We start from the raw sequence: 14364 nt of genomic DNA, 5'->3' as shown, positions 1-14364 counted from the left end.
ACGGACCACGCCGGTTCCGTGCGTCGTGTCGGTGTGCTGCACCGTGCCTCCAGTCCGGTGCGTCAGCACCACTGGAGTGTTCGGAACCGGACCGACGTGCGGTTGCCTAGCCGACGGGGACCGGCGCCGTGCAGGCGGCGAGCCGGTCGAGGGCCGCGCGGTACTCGGCGACGTCCCGGGCGACGCCCGGCTCCGAGATGATCGAGGCGCGGATGCGGCCCTGCACGTCGATGACGAAGGTGGCGCGGTTCGCGAAGCCCTTGTGCTCGAGGAAGACGCCGTACTCCTTGGAGACGGCGCCGTGCGGCCAGAAGTCCGCCAGGAGCTCGAAGTCGTAGCCGTTCACGTCGGCGAAGGAACGGAGCGTTGCCTTCGAGTCGACCGAGATGCCGATGAGCTCGATGCGGTTGTCCTGGAACATCGCGATGTTGTCCCGAAGGGCGCAGAGTTCGCTCGTGCAGGTCGACGAGAACGCGAGCGGGAAGAAGACGAGTGCGACCGGGCGGGATCCGCGGAAGTCGCTGAGGCGGACGTGTTCCCCGAACTGGTTCGGGAGTTCGAAGTCCGGCGCGAGTGACCCAGTCTCCAGTGCCATCGGTGCGTGTGCTTCTTCCTGGGGGCTGCGGGTGTGCCCGTCGATCCACGCCCGCGCGGGTTCGCGTGGGCACGATCGGCAATCGTACGCCGACGACACGTGAATGCAAGCACCCGTTCACAGTCGTGCGGACACACGTCACCGTCAGGCTGCTGGTCGGTGGTGGGGCCTAGAGTGGACCGCGGCTCCCACCGCTGGTCGTGACCCGACCGACCGGTGCGCCACCATGTCCACCACCACGAGAACGAACCGAGGTCAAGGGTGACGGTGAACGACCAGGACCCGTACAGCGCAGGGCACGAGGACCAGGACCCGGAGGAGACCGCCGAATGGCGTGAGTCCCTCGACGGACTGGTCGCGGCACACGGGCACGAGCGTGCTCGCGAGATCATGCTCAGCCTGCTCAAGCGGTCCAAGGAACTACACCTCGGCGTGCCGATGGTCCCGACCACGGACTACGTCAACACGATCGCGCCGGAGAACGAGCCGGAGTTCCCCGGCGACGAAGAGCTCGAGCGCCGCTACCGCCGGTGGATCCGCTGGAACGCGGCCATCACCGTGCACCGCGCGCAGCGTCCGGGGATCTCGGTCGGTGGGCACATCTCGACGTACGCGTCGAGCGCCGCCCTGTACGAGGTCGGCTACAACCACTTCTTCCGCGCGCAGGACCACGCGTCCGGCGGCGACCAGGTGTTCTTCCAGGGCCACGCCTCCCCCGGCATGTACGCCCGCGCCTACATGGAGGGCCGCCTCGACGAGAACCAGCTCGACGGGTTCCGTCAGGAGAAGTCGCACGCCGGCGGCGGCCTGTCGTCGTACCCGCACCCGCGGCTCATGCCGCACTTCTGGCAGTTCCCGACCGTGTCGATGGGCATCGGCCCGATCAACGCGATCTACCAGGCCCAGCAGGCCAAGTACCTGTCCAACCGCGGCATCAAGGACGCCTCCGACCAGCAGGTCTGGGCCTTCCTCGGCGACGGCGAGATGGACGAGGTCGAGTCCCGCGGCCAGCTCCAGGTGGCGGCGAACGACGGCCTCGACAACCTGAACTTCGTGATCAACTGCAACCTGCAGCGTCTCGACGGCCCGGTGCGCGGCAACGGCAAGATCATCCAGGAGCTCGAGAGCTACTTCCGTGGCGCCGGGTGGAACGTCATCAAGGTGATCTGGGGCCGCGAGTGGGACGACCTGCTCGCCCGCGACACCGACGGTGCGCTCCTCAACCTGATGAACGTCACGCCCGACGGTGACTACCAGACCTACAAGGCCGAGAACGGTGCCTACGTCCGCGAGAACTTCTTCGGGCGCGACCCGAAGGCGCTCCAGCTGATCGACGGCTACAGCGACGACCAGGTCTGGAACCTCAAGCGCGGCGGCCACGACTACCGCAAGGTCTACGCGGCGTTCAAGGCGGCGACCGAGCACAAGGGCCAGCCGACCGTCATCCTGGCGAAGACGGTCAAGGGCTACGGCCTCGGCCCGAGCTTCGAGGGGCGCAACGCGACCCACCAGATGAAGAAGCTCACGCTCGACAACCTCAAGCAGTTCCGCGACGAGATGCGCATCCCGATCTCCGACGCGCAGCTCGAGGAGAACCCCTACACGCCGCCGTACTACCACCCGGGCAACGACGACGAGGCCATCCAGTACATGCACGAGCGCCGTCACGCGCTCGGCGGGTACGTGCCGGAGCGTCGCACCAAGTACACGTCGATCACCCTGCCGGACGACGCGAAGTACCAGGTCGTCAAGAAGGGCTCCGGCAAGCAGGAGATCGCCACCACCATGGCGTTCGCCCGTCTGCTGAAGGACCTGCTCCGCTCCCCGGACTTCGGCGACCGCGTGGTCCCGATCATCCCGGACGAGGCGCGCACGTTCGGCATGGACGCGTACTTCCCGACCGCGAAGATCTACAACCCGAACGGCCAGCACTACACGTCGGTCGACCGTGAGCTCCTCCTGGCCTACAAGGAGAGCCCGCAGGGCCAGATCATCCACGTCGGCATCAACGAGGCGGGCGCCCTCGCCGCGTTCACCGCCGTCGGCACCTCGTACTCGACGCAGGGCGAGCCGCTCATCCCGGTCTACGTCTTCTACTCGATGTTCGGGTTCCAGCGCACCGGTGACGCGATCTGGGCCGCCGGTGACCAGATGGCCCGTGGCTTCATGATCGGCGCCACGGCCGGCCGCACCACGCTGACCGGCGAGGGCCTGCAGCACGCGGACGGGCACTCGCTGCTCCTCGCGGCGTCGAACCCCGCCGTCGTGTCCTACGACCCGGCGTACGGCTACGAGATCGGGCACATCGTCCAGTCCGGCCTCGACCGGATGTACGGCACGAACGAGGACGGCTCGCCGAAGCACGCCGACCCGAACGTCATGTACTACCTGACGGTCTACAACGAGCCGATCGTGCAGCCCGTCGAGCCCGAGGGCGTCGACGTGGAGGGCATCGTCAAGGGCATGTACCTGCTCAAGGGCAGCGAGCACGACGGCCCCAAGGCCCAGCTGCTCGCGTCCGGTGTCGCCGTGCCGTGGATCCTCGAGGCACAACAGCTCCTCGCCGAGGACTGGGGCGTCTCCGCCGAGGTGTGGAGCGTCACGAGCTGGGGTGAGCTCTACCGCGACGGTCTCGCCGCGGAGCAGCACGCGTTCCTCAACCCGAACGAGCAGCCCCGCACGCCGTACGTCACCGAGCGTCTGCTCGCCACCGAGGGCCCGGTCGTCGCCGTCAGCGACTTCATGCACCAGGTCCAGGAGCAGATCCGTCCGTTCGTGCCGACGGACTACGCCACGCTCGGCGCCGACGGCTTCGGCTTCTCGGACACCCGTCCGGCCGCCCGTCGCTTCTTCCACATCGACGGCCCCTCGGTCGTCGTGCGGACGCTGCAGCAGCTCGCCCGCCAGGGCAAGATCGACGGCGCACTCGTCCAGCAGGCGATCGACAAGTACCGCCTGCACGACGTGACCGCCGGCACCACGGGCAGCGCCGGCGGCGAGAGCTGACACCGGCGGTGACGACACCCCGCACCGACCCCGCCGTGGGCCGGGAGAACGACCGTGAACGGGCGCTCTCCTGGCTCCGGCAGGTGTCGGGCGAACTCTCGACCGCCACCATCAAGCGGCTCGAGGACACCCTCCCCTGGTACAGCGAGATGCCCCCGGGGCGTCGCTCCGCGGTCGGCATGGTCGCCCAGGCCGGCATCACGTCCTTCATCTCGTGGCTCGAGGGCAGTGCGTCGACGCCGTGGATCGCGGCCGCCGACGTGTTCGGCTCCGCGCCGCGTGAACTCCTGCGATCGGTGAGCCTGCAGCAGACCCTGCAGCTCATCCGTGTCGTCGTCACCGTCGTCGAGGAACGCGCCAAGGACGACGAGATGCTGCAGGAGGCGATCCTCAAGTACTCCCGGGACATCGCGTTCGCGGCCGCCGACGTCTACGCCAGGGCCGCCGAGGCCCGCGGGCTCTGGGACGCCCGGCTCGAGGCGCTCGTGGTCGACTCGATCCTGTCGGGCGAGTACGACGACGAGCTCCCGTCGCGCATCGCGGCGCTCGGCTGGCACGGCCACGGCGAGGTCGCGGTGCTCGTCGGCACGGCACCGAAGCAGCTCGAGGTCGACCAGGTCCGGCGCTCCGCCCGGCACATGGACGCCGACGTGCTCATCGGCGTGCAGGGCGCACGGCTCGTGGTCGTGATCGGCCGCTCCACACCGCGGGACGACGTCCCGGAGGGCGAGGAACCCGTCTCGTTCATGGCCATCGCGCAGGCGCTGGAGCCGATGTTCGGGGAGGGCCACCTGGTCCTCGGCAACGAGGTCCCCGGGGTCGTGGACGCCTCCACCTCCGCGAAGGCCGCCCTCGCCGGGTTCGCCGTCGCGCGTGCCTGGCGCGGTGCACCCCGTCCCGCGCTCGCGGACGACCTGCTGCCCGAACGCGCACTCGCGGGCGACCCCCTGGCCCGGTCCGCACTCGTGCAGCGCATCTACGTGCCGCTGAAGGACCAGTCCACCGAGCTCCTGCAGACGCTCTGGTGCTACCTCGACACCGGCCGGTCCCTGGAAGCCACGGCGCGCGAACTCTTCGTGCACCCGAACACCGTGCGGTACCGCCTGCGTCGCGTGGCGGACATCATCGGCTGGGACGCGACCCACGCCAGGGACGCACTGATCGTGCAGTCCGCACTCATCCTCGGTGCGATGTCCGAGTCGGCGTCCGGCCGGCGACGCATCGGCCGCCGGTGAGCCGTAGGGGTTCCACAATGTCTCGGGCGGATTCGTGTCGGGAGTCCACACGGGCCGCACGCCCGGTGGCAGACAGGATTGTCCGGTGATCGTCGTCGTCGCGCCCGGACAGGGCTCCCAGACCCCAGGCTTCCTCGCCCCGTGGCTCGAGGACGCTGCCGTCCGTGAACGCGTCGGGCTGTGGTCCGAAGCGATCGGCGTCGACCTGGCGCTGCACGGCACGGAGTCCGACGCGGACACCATCAAGGACACCGCCCTCGCCCAGCCGCTCATCGTCGCCGCCGGGATCATCACCGCGGACGCGCTCCTCGCGGACGGACGCCGCACCCTCGTCGGTGGCGTCGCCGGCCACTCCGTGGGCGAGTTCACCGCGGCCGCCGTCGCCGGGATCCTCACGCCGACCGACGCCGTGACGCTGGTCGCCGAGCGCGGCCGGGCGATGGCCGACGCCGCTGCGCTCGAGCCCACCTCGATGGCTGCCGTCCTCGGCGGCGACCCGGACGAGGTCGCCCGGGCGCTCGACGCCAACGGACTCGTCCCCGCGAACCACAACGGCGGCGGGCAGACCGTCGTGGCCGGGGCTGCGGCGGCGATCGCCGCCCTCGCCGCGGACCCGCCCGCGAAGGCCCGCGTGATCCCGCTCGCCGTCGCCGGTGCGTTCCACACCCGGTACATGGCCCCGGCCGTCGAGCGCGTCGCCCCGGTTGCCGCCGCGACCGCCGTGACCGACCCGACGTTGCCCATCTGGACCAACGCCGACGGCTCCCGCGTCCAGGACGGCCGTCGCTTCGTCGACCTCATGGTCGACCAGATCGCGAACCCCGTGCACTGGGACTCCGTGATGGAGTCGTTCCAGCAGGCGGGCGTCACCGGCATCGTCGAGCTCGCTCCCGCCGGCGCCCTCGTGGGCCTCGCCAAGCGCGGCCTCCGTGGCACGCCCACCGTCGCGATCAAGTCCCCGGAGGACCTGCCGGCCGCGATCGAGCTCCTGAACACCGCAGAGGCAGCAGCATGACCGACACCACCCCCACCGCAGCCGACGCCGCGCGTCCCGTCCTGGCCCAGCGCCGTGGACACGAGTTCAGCCGGATCCTGGCGCTCGGTGCCGCCCGCGGCGAGAACACCGTGCCGAACGACGACCTCGTCGGTCCGATCGACTCGTCCGACGAGTGGATCCGCCAGCGCACCGGGATCGTCACCCGGATGCGTGCCGGCGCCGACGTCGAAGCGGTCGACCTCGCCGAGGCCGCCGCACTCGAGGCGATCGCCAAGGCCGGGATCACCCCCGACCAGATCGGCGTCGTGCTCGTCAGCACCGTCACGCACACCGTCGCCACCCCCTCGATGGCGTCACTGCTCGCCGAGCGCATCGGCGCGGCCCCCGCGGCCGCGTACGACATCAGCGCCGCCTGCGCCGGGTACGCCTACGGCATCGCCCAGGCCGACTCCTTCGTGAAGTCCGGCATCGCCGACCACGTGCTCGTCGTCGGCGCCGAGAAGCTCAGCGACATCGTCGACCCGACGGACCGCTCGATCTCGTTCCTGCTCGGGGACGGTGCCGGCGCCGCGATCGTCGGCCCGAGCGACTTCCCCGGCATCGCGCCGACCATCTGGGGCTCCGACGGCTCCAAGTGGGACGCGATCGGCATGACGGCCACCTTCAACGAGTGGGAAGCGGGGGCCGCGCGGCCGACGATACGGCAGGCCGGTCAGACCGTGTTCCGCTGGGCCGTCTGGGAGATGGTCAAGGTCGCCCGGGAAGCACTGGAGACCGCCGGGGTCCGCCCCGACCAGCTCGCGGCGTTCGTGCCGCACCAGGCCAACATCCGGATCATCGACGAGTTCGCCAAGCAGCTCGGCATCCCGGAGTCCGTGGTGATCGCCCGCGACATCACGACCACCGGCAACACCTCCGCCGCGAGCATCCCGCTCGCGACCCACCGTCTGCTCGACGAGCACCCCGAGCTGTCGGGCGGCCTCGCCCTGCAGATCGGGTTCGGCGCCGGACTCGTGTTCGGCGCACAGGTGGTCGTCCTCCCCTAGGACGACCCCGACTTTCCACAGTCCCGCCAGGCTGCGGGCGCGGGACCACCCCGTGCCCTAGGCTGGTCCACGGTCAAACGACACCCCCCTCAAGGAGACACCATCATGGCCCTGTCCAACGAAGAAGTCCTCGCCGGCCTGGCCGAGCTCATCAACGACGAGACCGGCATCGCCACCGACACGGTGCAGTCGGACAAGTCGTTCACGGACGACCTCGACATCGACTCCATCTCGATGATGACCATCGTCGTCAACGCCGAAGAGAAGTTCGACGTGAAGATCCCGGACGAAGAGGTCAAGAACCTCAAGACCGTCGGTGACGCCGTCGACTTCATCGTCAAGGCCCAGGCCTGACACGAACTTCCTGAGCGCCGTGGTCCGGCTCGACCCTTCCGGTCACGGGCCGCGGCGCTCGTCATGTCCACCTCAGAAGAAACAAGTCGTTCCATGACCAACAAGACCGTCGTCGTCACCGGGATCGGTGCGATCTCCCCTCTCGCCGCGACTGCCTCGGAGACCTGGGACGCCCTGCTCGAGGGCAAGTCCGGCATCACCAGGCTCGAAGACGAGCGCTACGCCCAGCTCGACATCCCCGTCGAGTTCGCCGGGCAGGCGCGCCGCTTCATCACCGACCAGCTCACCCGCCCCGAGACGAAGCGCTTCGACCCCTCGTCGCAGCTCTCCCTCATCGCCGCGCGTGAAGCCTGGGCCGACGCCGGCATCGACGCCGAGACCGTCGTCCCTGAGCGCCTCATCGTCGACTGGGCGACCGGCATCGGCGGCGTGAACACGCTGCTCGACGCCTGGGACACCCTGCGCGAGAAGGGCCCGCGGCGCGTCCTGCCGATGACGGTCCCGATGCTCATGGCCAACGGCCCCGCCGCCGCCATCGAGATGGAGTTCGGCGCCCGTGGTGGCGCCCGCACCTACCTCTCGGCGTGCGCGTCCTCCACCGAGTCCCTCGCCGAGGCCTACCGCCACGTCGCGACCGGTGAAGCCGACATCGTCATCGCCGGTGGCGCCGAGGCCGCGCTGCACCCCATGCCCCTCGCGTCGTTCGCCGCGATGCAGGCCCTGTCGCGTCGGAACGACTCCCCCGAGACCGCCTCGCGTCCGTACGACGTCACGCGCGACGGCTTCGTGCTCGCGGACGGCGCCGCCGCGCTCATCCTCGAGACCAAGGAGCACGCGGAAGCCCGCGGCGCCAAGATCTACGCCGAGGTCGCCGGTGCCGGCATCACCTCGGACGCGTTCCACATCACCGCCCCGGACCCCGAGGGCAGCGCGGCAGCGCGCGCCGTGCTCATGGCACTGGAGCACGCCGGCGCCTCGCGCGAGGACGTCGTCCACGTCAACGCGCACGCCACCTCGACCCCCGTCGGGGACATCGCCGAGTACCACGCCATGCGTCGGGTCTTCGGCGACCACCTCGACTCCGTCGTCGTGTCGGCCACCAAGGCGTCGACCGGTCACCTCCTCGGTGGTGCCGGCGCGATCGAGGCCGCGTTCACGGTCCTCGCGCTGCACAACCGGGTCGCACCGCCGACGATCAACCTCACCGAGCAGGACCCGGAGATCGTGATGGACGTCGCGACCTCGCCGCGCGAGCTCCCGGCGGGCGACCTGCTCGCGGTGAGCAACTCGTTCGGCTTCGGCGGCCACAACGCCGTCGTCGCGTTCCGCACGGCCTGATCGCCGCCTCGGCGCGGGTGACACCGCCCCAAGGCCGAAACACCTCTGACACGACGAAACGCCGCCGGAATCGGCGGCGTTTCGCGTGTTCGGAGGTGTTTCGCGTGTTCGGCGGTGTCAGCCGACGCGGTGGAGCCAGACGACCGGGTTGCCCTCGGCAGCGTGGCGGAACGGCTCGAGCTCGTCGTCCCAGGCCTGCCCGAGCGCGAGCCGGAGTTCACGGTGCAGCTCGAGGGCGTTGCTGCCGGCGACCTCCATCGCGTAGCGCACACGGTCCTCCGGGATGACCATGTTGCCCGTGACGTCGGTCTGCGCGTAGAAGACGCCGAGGTCGGGCGTGTGCATCCACCGGCCGCCGTCAGAGACCTGCGTGGGCTCCTCGGTGACCTCGTACCGCAGGTGCTCCCACCCGCGCAGCGCCGATGCGATCGCTGCACCGGTGCCGACCGCGCCGGTCCAGGTGTACTCGGTGCGGCGGGAGCCGTCCTGCGCAGGCTGGTCCAGCCAGGAGAAGTTCACGGCACGACTCATGGCGCGACCTGCTGCCCATTCGACATGGGGGCAGAGTGCGCGGGGGGAGGAGTGCACGTAGAGCACTCCAGACGCAGTCCCGGTCATGGTTCCTCCGATCATCAGGTGCGACTTCCCCATCGACCTGTGCTGGAGGATCCGGACCAGTGCTCGAGAGCACCGTGGAACCATCGATATGCGATTGTGATGTCCTGGCGGACAGGCCCATTATGCAGCGTTCCGCCTGGGAACGGCAAGGACACCGGCCCGATCAGTGCAGAACGGCGCCGTCGTGGTCGACCGGGTGCCGCTCCCCCGCCGTGATCGGAACGGCGATGCGGTTCTGCGGTGGCGGGATCGGACACGCGTACTGGTACGAGAACGCGCACGGCGGCAGCACCAGGCGGTTCCAGTCCAGCTCGACGTCGGCCGGGCCGCCCGGGTCCTCGACGAAGAGGAACCGCCCCATCGAGTACGAGCTCGCGGCGTCGTCCTCCGGCAGGGCGCTCGTGCCGTCCTGCACGATGAGCTGCAGCCGCGGCACACCGCCGAACGGTGCGGAGCGGACGGCGAGGAGCGACGCGACCGATGCACCGACGGTGGTCTCGACCGTGCCGGCGACCACGAGCGCGTCGCCGGCGGCGTCGAGGACGTCACCAACGGCCTCCTGGCTGGGGTCGACCGGGGTGTACCTGCCGGGCCGGACCAGGTCGGCGGCGAACGGGAAGCGGTCGATCCGCGCGAAGCGGGCGATGCCGGCGGATGCGGGGTCCCAGACCCGGAGCGTCGACCCGGACACGGTGCCCGCGAACCCGTCGGGGAACGCGACGGCGGACGGGACGACGGCGTCGTCCCCGGCGACGAGGACCGTGCCGTCCACGGGGACCCCGTCGACGACGACACCGTCGGCTGCCGTCGCCGTCACGGTCAGGCCGCCGACCGCCGGTGCCCACGTGCCGGGGACCGGCCAGACGGACTGCGGCTGGTCGACGCGCTGGGCGTTGACCAGTGCGAGCGGCCCGCGAGCACTGCGCGCCCAGCGGTCCCGGGCGGCGATCGCGTCGGCGAGGTCGGTCACGCCTGCTCCTGACGGGGGTAGATGACCTTCTGCACGATGATGATCACCGACGCGGCGACCGGGACGGCGACGAGCGCTCCGAGCACTCCCCCGATCGTGGCACCGGCGACGGCGGCGATGACGACCAGGGCGCCAGGGACCTGCACGGCGCGGGACATGATGCGCGGGGAGATCACGTACGACTCGACCTGCATGTACACGAGGTAGTAGATCGCGGCGGCGAGGGCGGTCGCGGGCGAGGCGAAGAAGCACAGCAGCGAGATCACGATCGCGGCGCCGATCGTGCCGACGAGCGGGATGAGCGACCCCATGAACGCGAACGTCGCCAGCAGCACGGGTAGCGGGGCACCGATGATCAGCAGGAACACCAGGCTGAGGACACCGTTGATGCCCGCCTGTGTGATCTGGCCGACGACGTAGCGGCCGACGGAGGACGTGACTTCCTCGCTGACGTCGATGTAGTTCTGTCGTCGCGACGCCGGGACGAAGCGGTACATCATGCTCTTCATGCTCCGCATCGAGGCGAGGAAGTAGAGCATCAGGATGAGGACGATCAGCGCGCCGGTCAGCCCGGAGAGGATGCCGCTGCCGACCGCCAGGATCCCGCCGCCGAGGCTGAGCAGGTTGCCCGGGTCCTCGACGAACTTCTGAAGCTGCTGGAGCGAGTGGTCGACGTCGAACGACCCGTTGAGCTGCTTCGAGAGGCTCTGCACCCAGTCCTGCCGGGAGACGTCCTGCACGATGTCCGGGAAGTTCTGCACCAGGTTCGTCGCCTGGTTGATGAGGATCGGGACGACCGCGAACACCACGCCGCCGAACGCCAGGAGCACGGTGACGACCACCGCGAGGATCGCCGCCCACCGCGGGATGTACCGCTCGAGGAAGGTGACGAGCGGGTCGAGCCCGAGCGCGATGAACAGTGCGACGCCGATGTAGACGAGCACCGTCGACAGCTGGCCGATCAGGGCGCCGGCGAGCAGGGCGACGAGGACGCCGATGCCGCCCATGAACCCGATGCGGAACGCGTTGACGCGGACGCCGGTGCCGCCCTTGGACGCCTCGAACGTCACGTTCGGGGTGGGGTGTGGGCTGTCCGTGTCCACGCCGTTGGCGGGTCGCTTCCGCAGGTGCATGTGGGTCGAGCCCGCCTTTCGGATCCTCTCGAACCCGAGCTGGGTTACGACTACGTGGGGTGAGCGGCTACGTGGGGCGGGCGGGACTCGAACCCGCGAATCGTTCCGTTATGAGCAGACTGCCTTGACCAGCTTGGCTACCGCCCCTCGTCGGCAGGCGCTAGGCCACCGGTTCCCCACGATACAGCGCCTCGAACGTCGCGAGGGTGCGGTTGATGTCGTGTGCCTCGATCATGGCCAGACTGCGCGCCCGCATCGCGACGTACTCGTCGTCCGGGGCGGTGAGCACCATGGTGAGCTTGGCCGCGAGGTCGTGCTCGTCGCCGGGCTCGAACAGGTACCCGTTGCCGTCGATCAGGTGCGGCAGTGCCATCGAGTTCGCGGCGACGACCGGCAGGCCGGACGCCATCGCCTCGAGTGACGCGATGCTCTGCAGTTCCGCGGTCGAGGGCATCGCGAAGACGGTGGAGTTCGTGAGCGCCCGGAACTTGACCTCGTCGGAGACGAACCCGAGGAAGGTCACCCGGTCCTCGATGCCGAGCTCCTTCGCGAGGGTCGTGAGCTTCGGGATCATCTCGCCGTCACCGACGATCGTGATCGTCGCGTTCAGCTCGGCCGGCAGCAGCGGGAGCGCGCGGAAGAGCACGTCGAGGTTCTTCTCCGGCGCGATCCGTCCGACGAACGTGATGTCGTTGCCCGCCGGTCGGCCCTCGCGGGCGAGGTAGCGGGAGGCGTCGATGCCGCACGAGATGGCGAGCACGCGCTGCCCGGCGATGGCCTGGCGGAGGTAGTCGGCAGCCAGGTTCGTCGGGGTCGAGATCACGTCGGCGAGCCGGTACGTGTGTGCGGCGTCGTTCCAGGCGATCTTGAGCGCGATCGGCAGCGTGAAGCGGCCGAACGGCGTGTACTCGAGCAGGTTCTCCGGCATGAAGTGGTTCGTCGCGATGATCCGGATGCCCCGGTCGTGCGCTTCACGGGCGACACCGCGGCCGACGATGATGTGCGACTGGATGTGCACGACGTCGGGCTTGAACGCGTCGATGATCGGCGCGACGTGCTTCCGGACGGTCCACGGCCACGCGAAGCGCAGCCACGCGTGCAGCGGCCACTTGTACGACGGCAGACGGTGCACGACGAGCGTGACGCCGCGGTGCTCCTCGTCGAAGGTGCCGTGGTGTCGGCCGGCAGCCGGGGCGATGATGTGGACCTCGTGGCCCCGCTCGGCGAGTCCGACGGCGAGCTGCTCGGTGAACGTCGCTGCACCGTTGACGTCCGGGGAGAAGGTGTCCGCGGCCATCAGCACCCGCAGGGGCCGGTGGTCCGTCGGGTGGTCGAGCGGAACGGGGGTGGCGTCTCCTGACACGGCGGGCGTCGTCCTCTCCTGGGCCTTCGTCCGGTACCGGTGGTGGTGCTGGTACCGGGCTGGTCTGGGTCTGAAACGCTACCGTACGCCTCAGCGCGAGCACGTCCGCCGCGCGGCTGACCGCGCCCCCTGCCGGAGGAGGACCCGGCTACCGGCGCGCTTCGGGGTGGTGCTTGGCGAGCAGGAACACCCCGGTGACGGCGATCGCGGCCGCGACGACGAACCCGAGCACCGCGACGACGGGCGCGCCAGCTGCCTCGCCGAGGACGATCACGCCGATGCCGACGGCGACGATCGGGTCGACGACCGTCAGGCCGGCGATCACCAGGTCGGCCGAGCCCGCGGAGTACGCGTTCTGCACGAAGTACCCGCCGAGCGACGCGGCCACGATCACGCCGATGATCGCCAGGACGGTCACCCAGTCGAACGTGTGGTTGACGAACCGGTTCAGCGTGACCTTCGCCAGGGTCGCCACGAAGCCGTAGAGGACCCCGGCACCGATGATGTAGTACAGCGCGCTCTTGTGCTTGGCGACGACCCGGAAGGACACCAGGACGAGGACCAGCACGACGGCCAGGATGACCAGCACGGTGATCAGCTGCGACCGCGTGATCGGGCTCTCGTGCCCGACGAACGCCGCGATGCCGACGAAGATCCCGACGCCGATGATGCACGTCCAGACCGCGCGGCGGGCGCGCTGCCCGAGCGGGACGCCGGAGGACCGCGACGAGAACCAGGTCGTGATGACGAGCGCGACGGCCCCGAGGGGCTGCACCACGATCAGCGGCGCGAACGTGATGCTGATCAGTTGCAGGACGACGGCGATGCCGAGCATGAGCGTGCCGAGCACCCAGTAGCCGCTCGAGATCAGCCCGACGACGTGCCGGACGCTGAGCCCCTTCGACTGCTTGCCGAGCCGGGCCTCGACGCGCTTGACGCCGCGGCTCTGGAACTGTGCGCCGAGCGACAGGAAGACCGCACCGATGAGCGCGACGGGGATCATGAGGGCCTGGAACGGGGTGAGGTTGCTCACGGCGTCCGGGATCTGCAGGTCCGTCGTCACGCGTCGAGGCTATCCGACTCCTCCCGATAACCTGGGTGAATGGCCGTTCTCCCGATCCGGATCACCGGTGAACCAGTCCTGCACGACCGCGCCGCGGAGGTCACCGCCTTCGACGACGAGCTCCGATCCCTGGTGGCGGACATGTTCGAGACCATGGACCTGGCGCCGGGCGTCGGGCTGGCCGGTCCGCAGGTCGGGGTGGGCAAGCGGCTCTTCGTGTACTCATACGTCGATGATGACGAGGTGCAGTGGCGCGGCGCGGCGATCAACCCCGTCCTGTGGATCACCCCCGCCGAACCCGAGGCTGTGGAGGAACTCGACGAGGACGAGGAGTCCGAGGGCTGCCTCTCCATCCCCGGTCTCCGCTTCCCGCTGCGCCGCTCCGAGGGCGCGCTCCTCCGCGCCTTCGACGAGCACGGCGAGCCGTTCGAGATCGAGGCCCACGGGTGGCTGGCGCGGATCTTCCAGCACGAGTACGACCACCTCGACGGCCTGCTCTACGCGGACCGCCTGAGCCACCCGTACCCGAAGCAGGTCCAGAAGGCCGTCAAGAAGAACAGCTGGGGCGGCCCCGGCAAGTCCTGGCTGCCCGGCCGCGACCACCCGGAGGGCTGACGCCGGTCCGTCGGCGACGCGCGGCACGCAA

13 protein-coding genes and 1 tRNA gene are annotated in these 14364 nt (G+C 69.9%); 7 read left to right on the top strand and 7 right to left on the bottom strand.

Annotated features, from left to right (window positions below):
• Nucleotides 1–106 precede the first annotated feature (106 nt).
• Nucleotides 107–595, bottom strand: coding sequence for a peroxiredoxin (locus ACIPJY_RS01130; protein ID WP_400460465.1), 489 nt, complete (start codon nucleotides 593–595; stop codon nucleotides 107–109).
• 261 nt (nucleotides 596–856) lie between these two features.
• Between ACIPJY_RS01130 and aceE the strand changes: the two genes are divergently transcribed.
• From aceE to ACIPJY_RS01100, 6 genes are all read left to right on the top strand, one after another.
• Nucleotides 857–3601: a pyruvate dehydrogenase (acetyl-transferring), homodimeric type gene (gene aceE / locus ACIPJY_RS01125; RefSeq protein ID WP_400460467.1), complete on the top strand. Its 2745-nt coding sequence runs from the start codon at nucleotides 857–859 to the stop codon at nucleotides 3599–3601.
• An 8-nt stretch (nucleotides 3602–3609) separates the two neighbouring features.
• Nucleotides 3610–4836: a PucR family transcriptional regulator gene (locus ACIPJY_RS01120; protein ID WP_400460468.1), complete on the top strand. Its 1227-nt coding sequence runs from the start codon at nucleotides 3610–3612 to the stop codon at nucleotides 4834–4836.
• Between the two features lie 85 nt (nucleotides 4837–4921).
• Nucleotides 4922–5851: an ACP S-malonyltransferase gene (locus ACIPJY_RS01115; RefSeq protein WP_400460470.1), complete on the top strand. Its 930-nt coding sequence runs from the start codon at nucleotides 4922–4924 to the stop codon at nucleotides 5849–5851.
• The gene (locus ACIPJY_RS01110) at nucleotides 5848–6879 is read left to right on the top strand and encodes a beta-ketoacyl-ACP synthase III (protein ID WP_400460472.1); all 1032 of its coding nucleotides are present in this window, start codon (nucleotides 5848–5850) and stop codon (nucleotides 6877–6879) included. Before ACIPJY_RS01115 ends, ACIPJY_RS01110 begins: the two co-directional genes overlap by 4 nt.
• 105 nt (nucleotides 6880–6984) lie before the next feature.
• Nucleotides 6985–7233, top strand: a complete 249-nt coding sequence (locus ACIPJY_RS01105) for an acyl carrier protein (protein WP_071275967.1) — start codon at nucleotides 6985–6987, stop codon at nucleotides 7231–7233.
• Between the two features lie 93 nt (nucleotides 7234–7326).
• Nucleotides 7327–8571: a beta-ketoacyl-[acyl-carrier-protein] synthase family protein gene (locus ACIPJY_RS01100; protein WP_400460474.1), complete on the top strand. Its 1245-nt coding sequence runs from the start codon at nucleotides 7327–7329 to the stop codon at nucleotides 8569–8571.
• 117 nt (nucleotides 8572–8688) lie between these two features.
• On the opposite strand, the gene ACIPJY_RS01095 is transcribed toward ACIPJY_RS01100, so the two are convergent.
• From ACIPJY_RS01095 to ACIPJY_RS01070, 6 genes are all read right to left on the bottom strand, one after another.
• Nucleotides 8689–9189, bottom strand: a complete 501-nt coding sequence (locus ACIPJY_RS01095; RefSeq protein ID WP_400460476.1) for a DUF3145 domain-containing protein — start codon at nucleotides 9187–9189, stop codon at nucleotides 8689–8691.
• A gap of 163 nt (nucleotides 9190–9352) precedes the next feature.
• Complete coding sequence (locus tag ACIPJY_RS01090) at nucleotides 9353–10159, bottom strand: DUF1684 domain-containing protein (RefSeq protein WP_400460478.1); 807 nt, start codon at nucleotides 10157–10159, stop codon at nucleotides 9353–9355.
• Nucleotides 10156–11292, bottom strand: a complete 1137-nt coding sequence (locus tag ACIPJY_RS01085; RefSeq protein WP_400460480.1) for an AI-2E family transporter — start codon at nucleotides 11290–11292, stop codon at nucleotides 10156–10158. The genes ACIPJY_RS01090 and ACIPJY_RS01085 overlap by 4 nt, the downstream gene beginning before the upstream one ends.
• 72 nt (nucleotides 11293–11364) lie before the next feature.
• A tRNA-Ile gene (locus tag ACIPJY_RS01080) sits at nucleotides 11365–11439 on the bottom strand.
• Nucleotides 11440–11452: 13 nt separating this feature from the next.
• The gene (locus ACIPJY_RS01075; RefSeq protein WP_400460481.1) at nucleotides 11453–12655 is read right to left on the bottom strand and encodes a glycosyltransferase; all 1203 of its coding nucleotides are present in this window, start codon (nucleotides 12653–12655) and stop codon (nucleotides 11453–11455) included.
• A gap of 148 nt (nucleotides 12656–12803) precedes the next feature.
• Nucleotides 12804–13718 (bottom strand): multidrug DMT transporter permease, encoded by a 915-nt coding sequence (locus tag ACIPJY_RS01070; protein ID WP_400460483.1) that lies wholly within the window; start codon nucleotides 13716–13718, stop codon nucleotides 12804–12806.
• Nucleotides 13719–13757: 39 nt separating this feature from the next.
• On the opposite strand from ACIPJY_RS01070, the gene def reads away from it, so the two are divergent.
• Nucleotides 13758–14333: a peptide deformylase gene (gene def, locus ACIPJY_RS01065; RefSeq protein ID WP_400460485.1), complete on the top strand. Its 576-nt coding sequence runs from the start codon at nucleotides 13758–13760 to the stop codon at nucleotides 14331–14333.
• The last annotated feature ends 31 nt before the right edge of the window (nucleotides 14334–14364 follow it).

The organism is Curtobacterium sp. NPDC090223 (assembly GCF_044746585.1).
Taxonomy (GTDB): Bacteria; Actinomycetota; Actinomycetes; order Actinomycetales; family Microbacteriaceae; genus Curtobacterium.
Note: the sequence above shows the minus strand (reverse complement) of the source record. Positions and strands in the feature narration are given on the sequence as shown.

Excerpts from the sequence above, each read along its gene's own strand:
- ACIPJY_RS01085 (WP_400460480.1), bottom strand. The coding sequence starts at position 11,292 with ATGCACCTGCGGAAGCGACCCGCCAACGGCGTGGACACGGACAGCCCA.
- def (WP_400460485.1), top strand. The coding sequence starts at position 13,758 with ATGGCCGTTCTCCCGATCCGGATCACCGGTGAACCAGTCCTGCACGAC.
- ACIPJY_RS01110 (WP_400460472.1), top strand. The coding sequence starts at position 5,848 with ATGACCGACACCACCCCCACCGCAGCCGACGCCGCGCGTCCCGTCCTG.
- ACIPJY_RS01095 (WP_400460476.1), bottom strand. The coding sequence starts at position 9,189 with ATGACCGGGACTGCGTCTGGAGTGCTCTACGTGCACTCCTCCCCCCGC.
- ACIPJY_RS01100 (WP_400460474.1), top strand. The coding sequence starts at position 7,327 with ATGACCAACAAGACCGTCGTCGTCACCGGGATCGGTGCGATCTCCCCT.
- ACIPJY_RS01105 (WP_071275967.1), top strand. The coding sequence starts at position 6,985 with ATGGCCCTGTCCAACGAAGAAGTCCTCGCCGGCCTGGCCGAGCTCATC.
- ACIPJY_RS01130 (WP_400460465.1), bottom strand. The coding sequence starts at position 595 with ATGGCACTGGAGACTGGGTCACTCGCGCCGGACTTCGAACTCCCGAAC.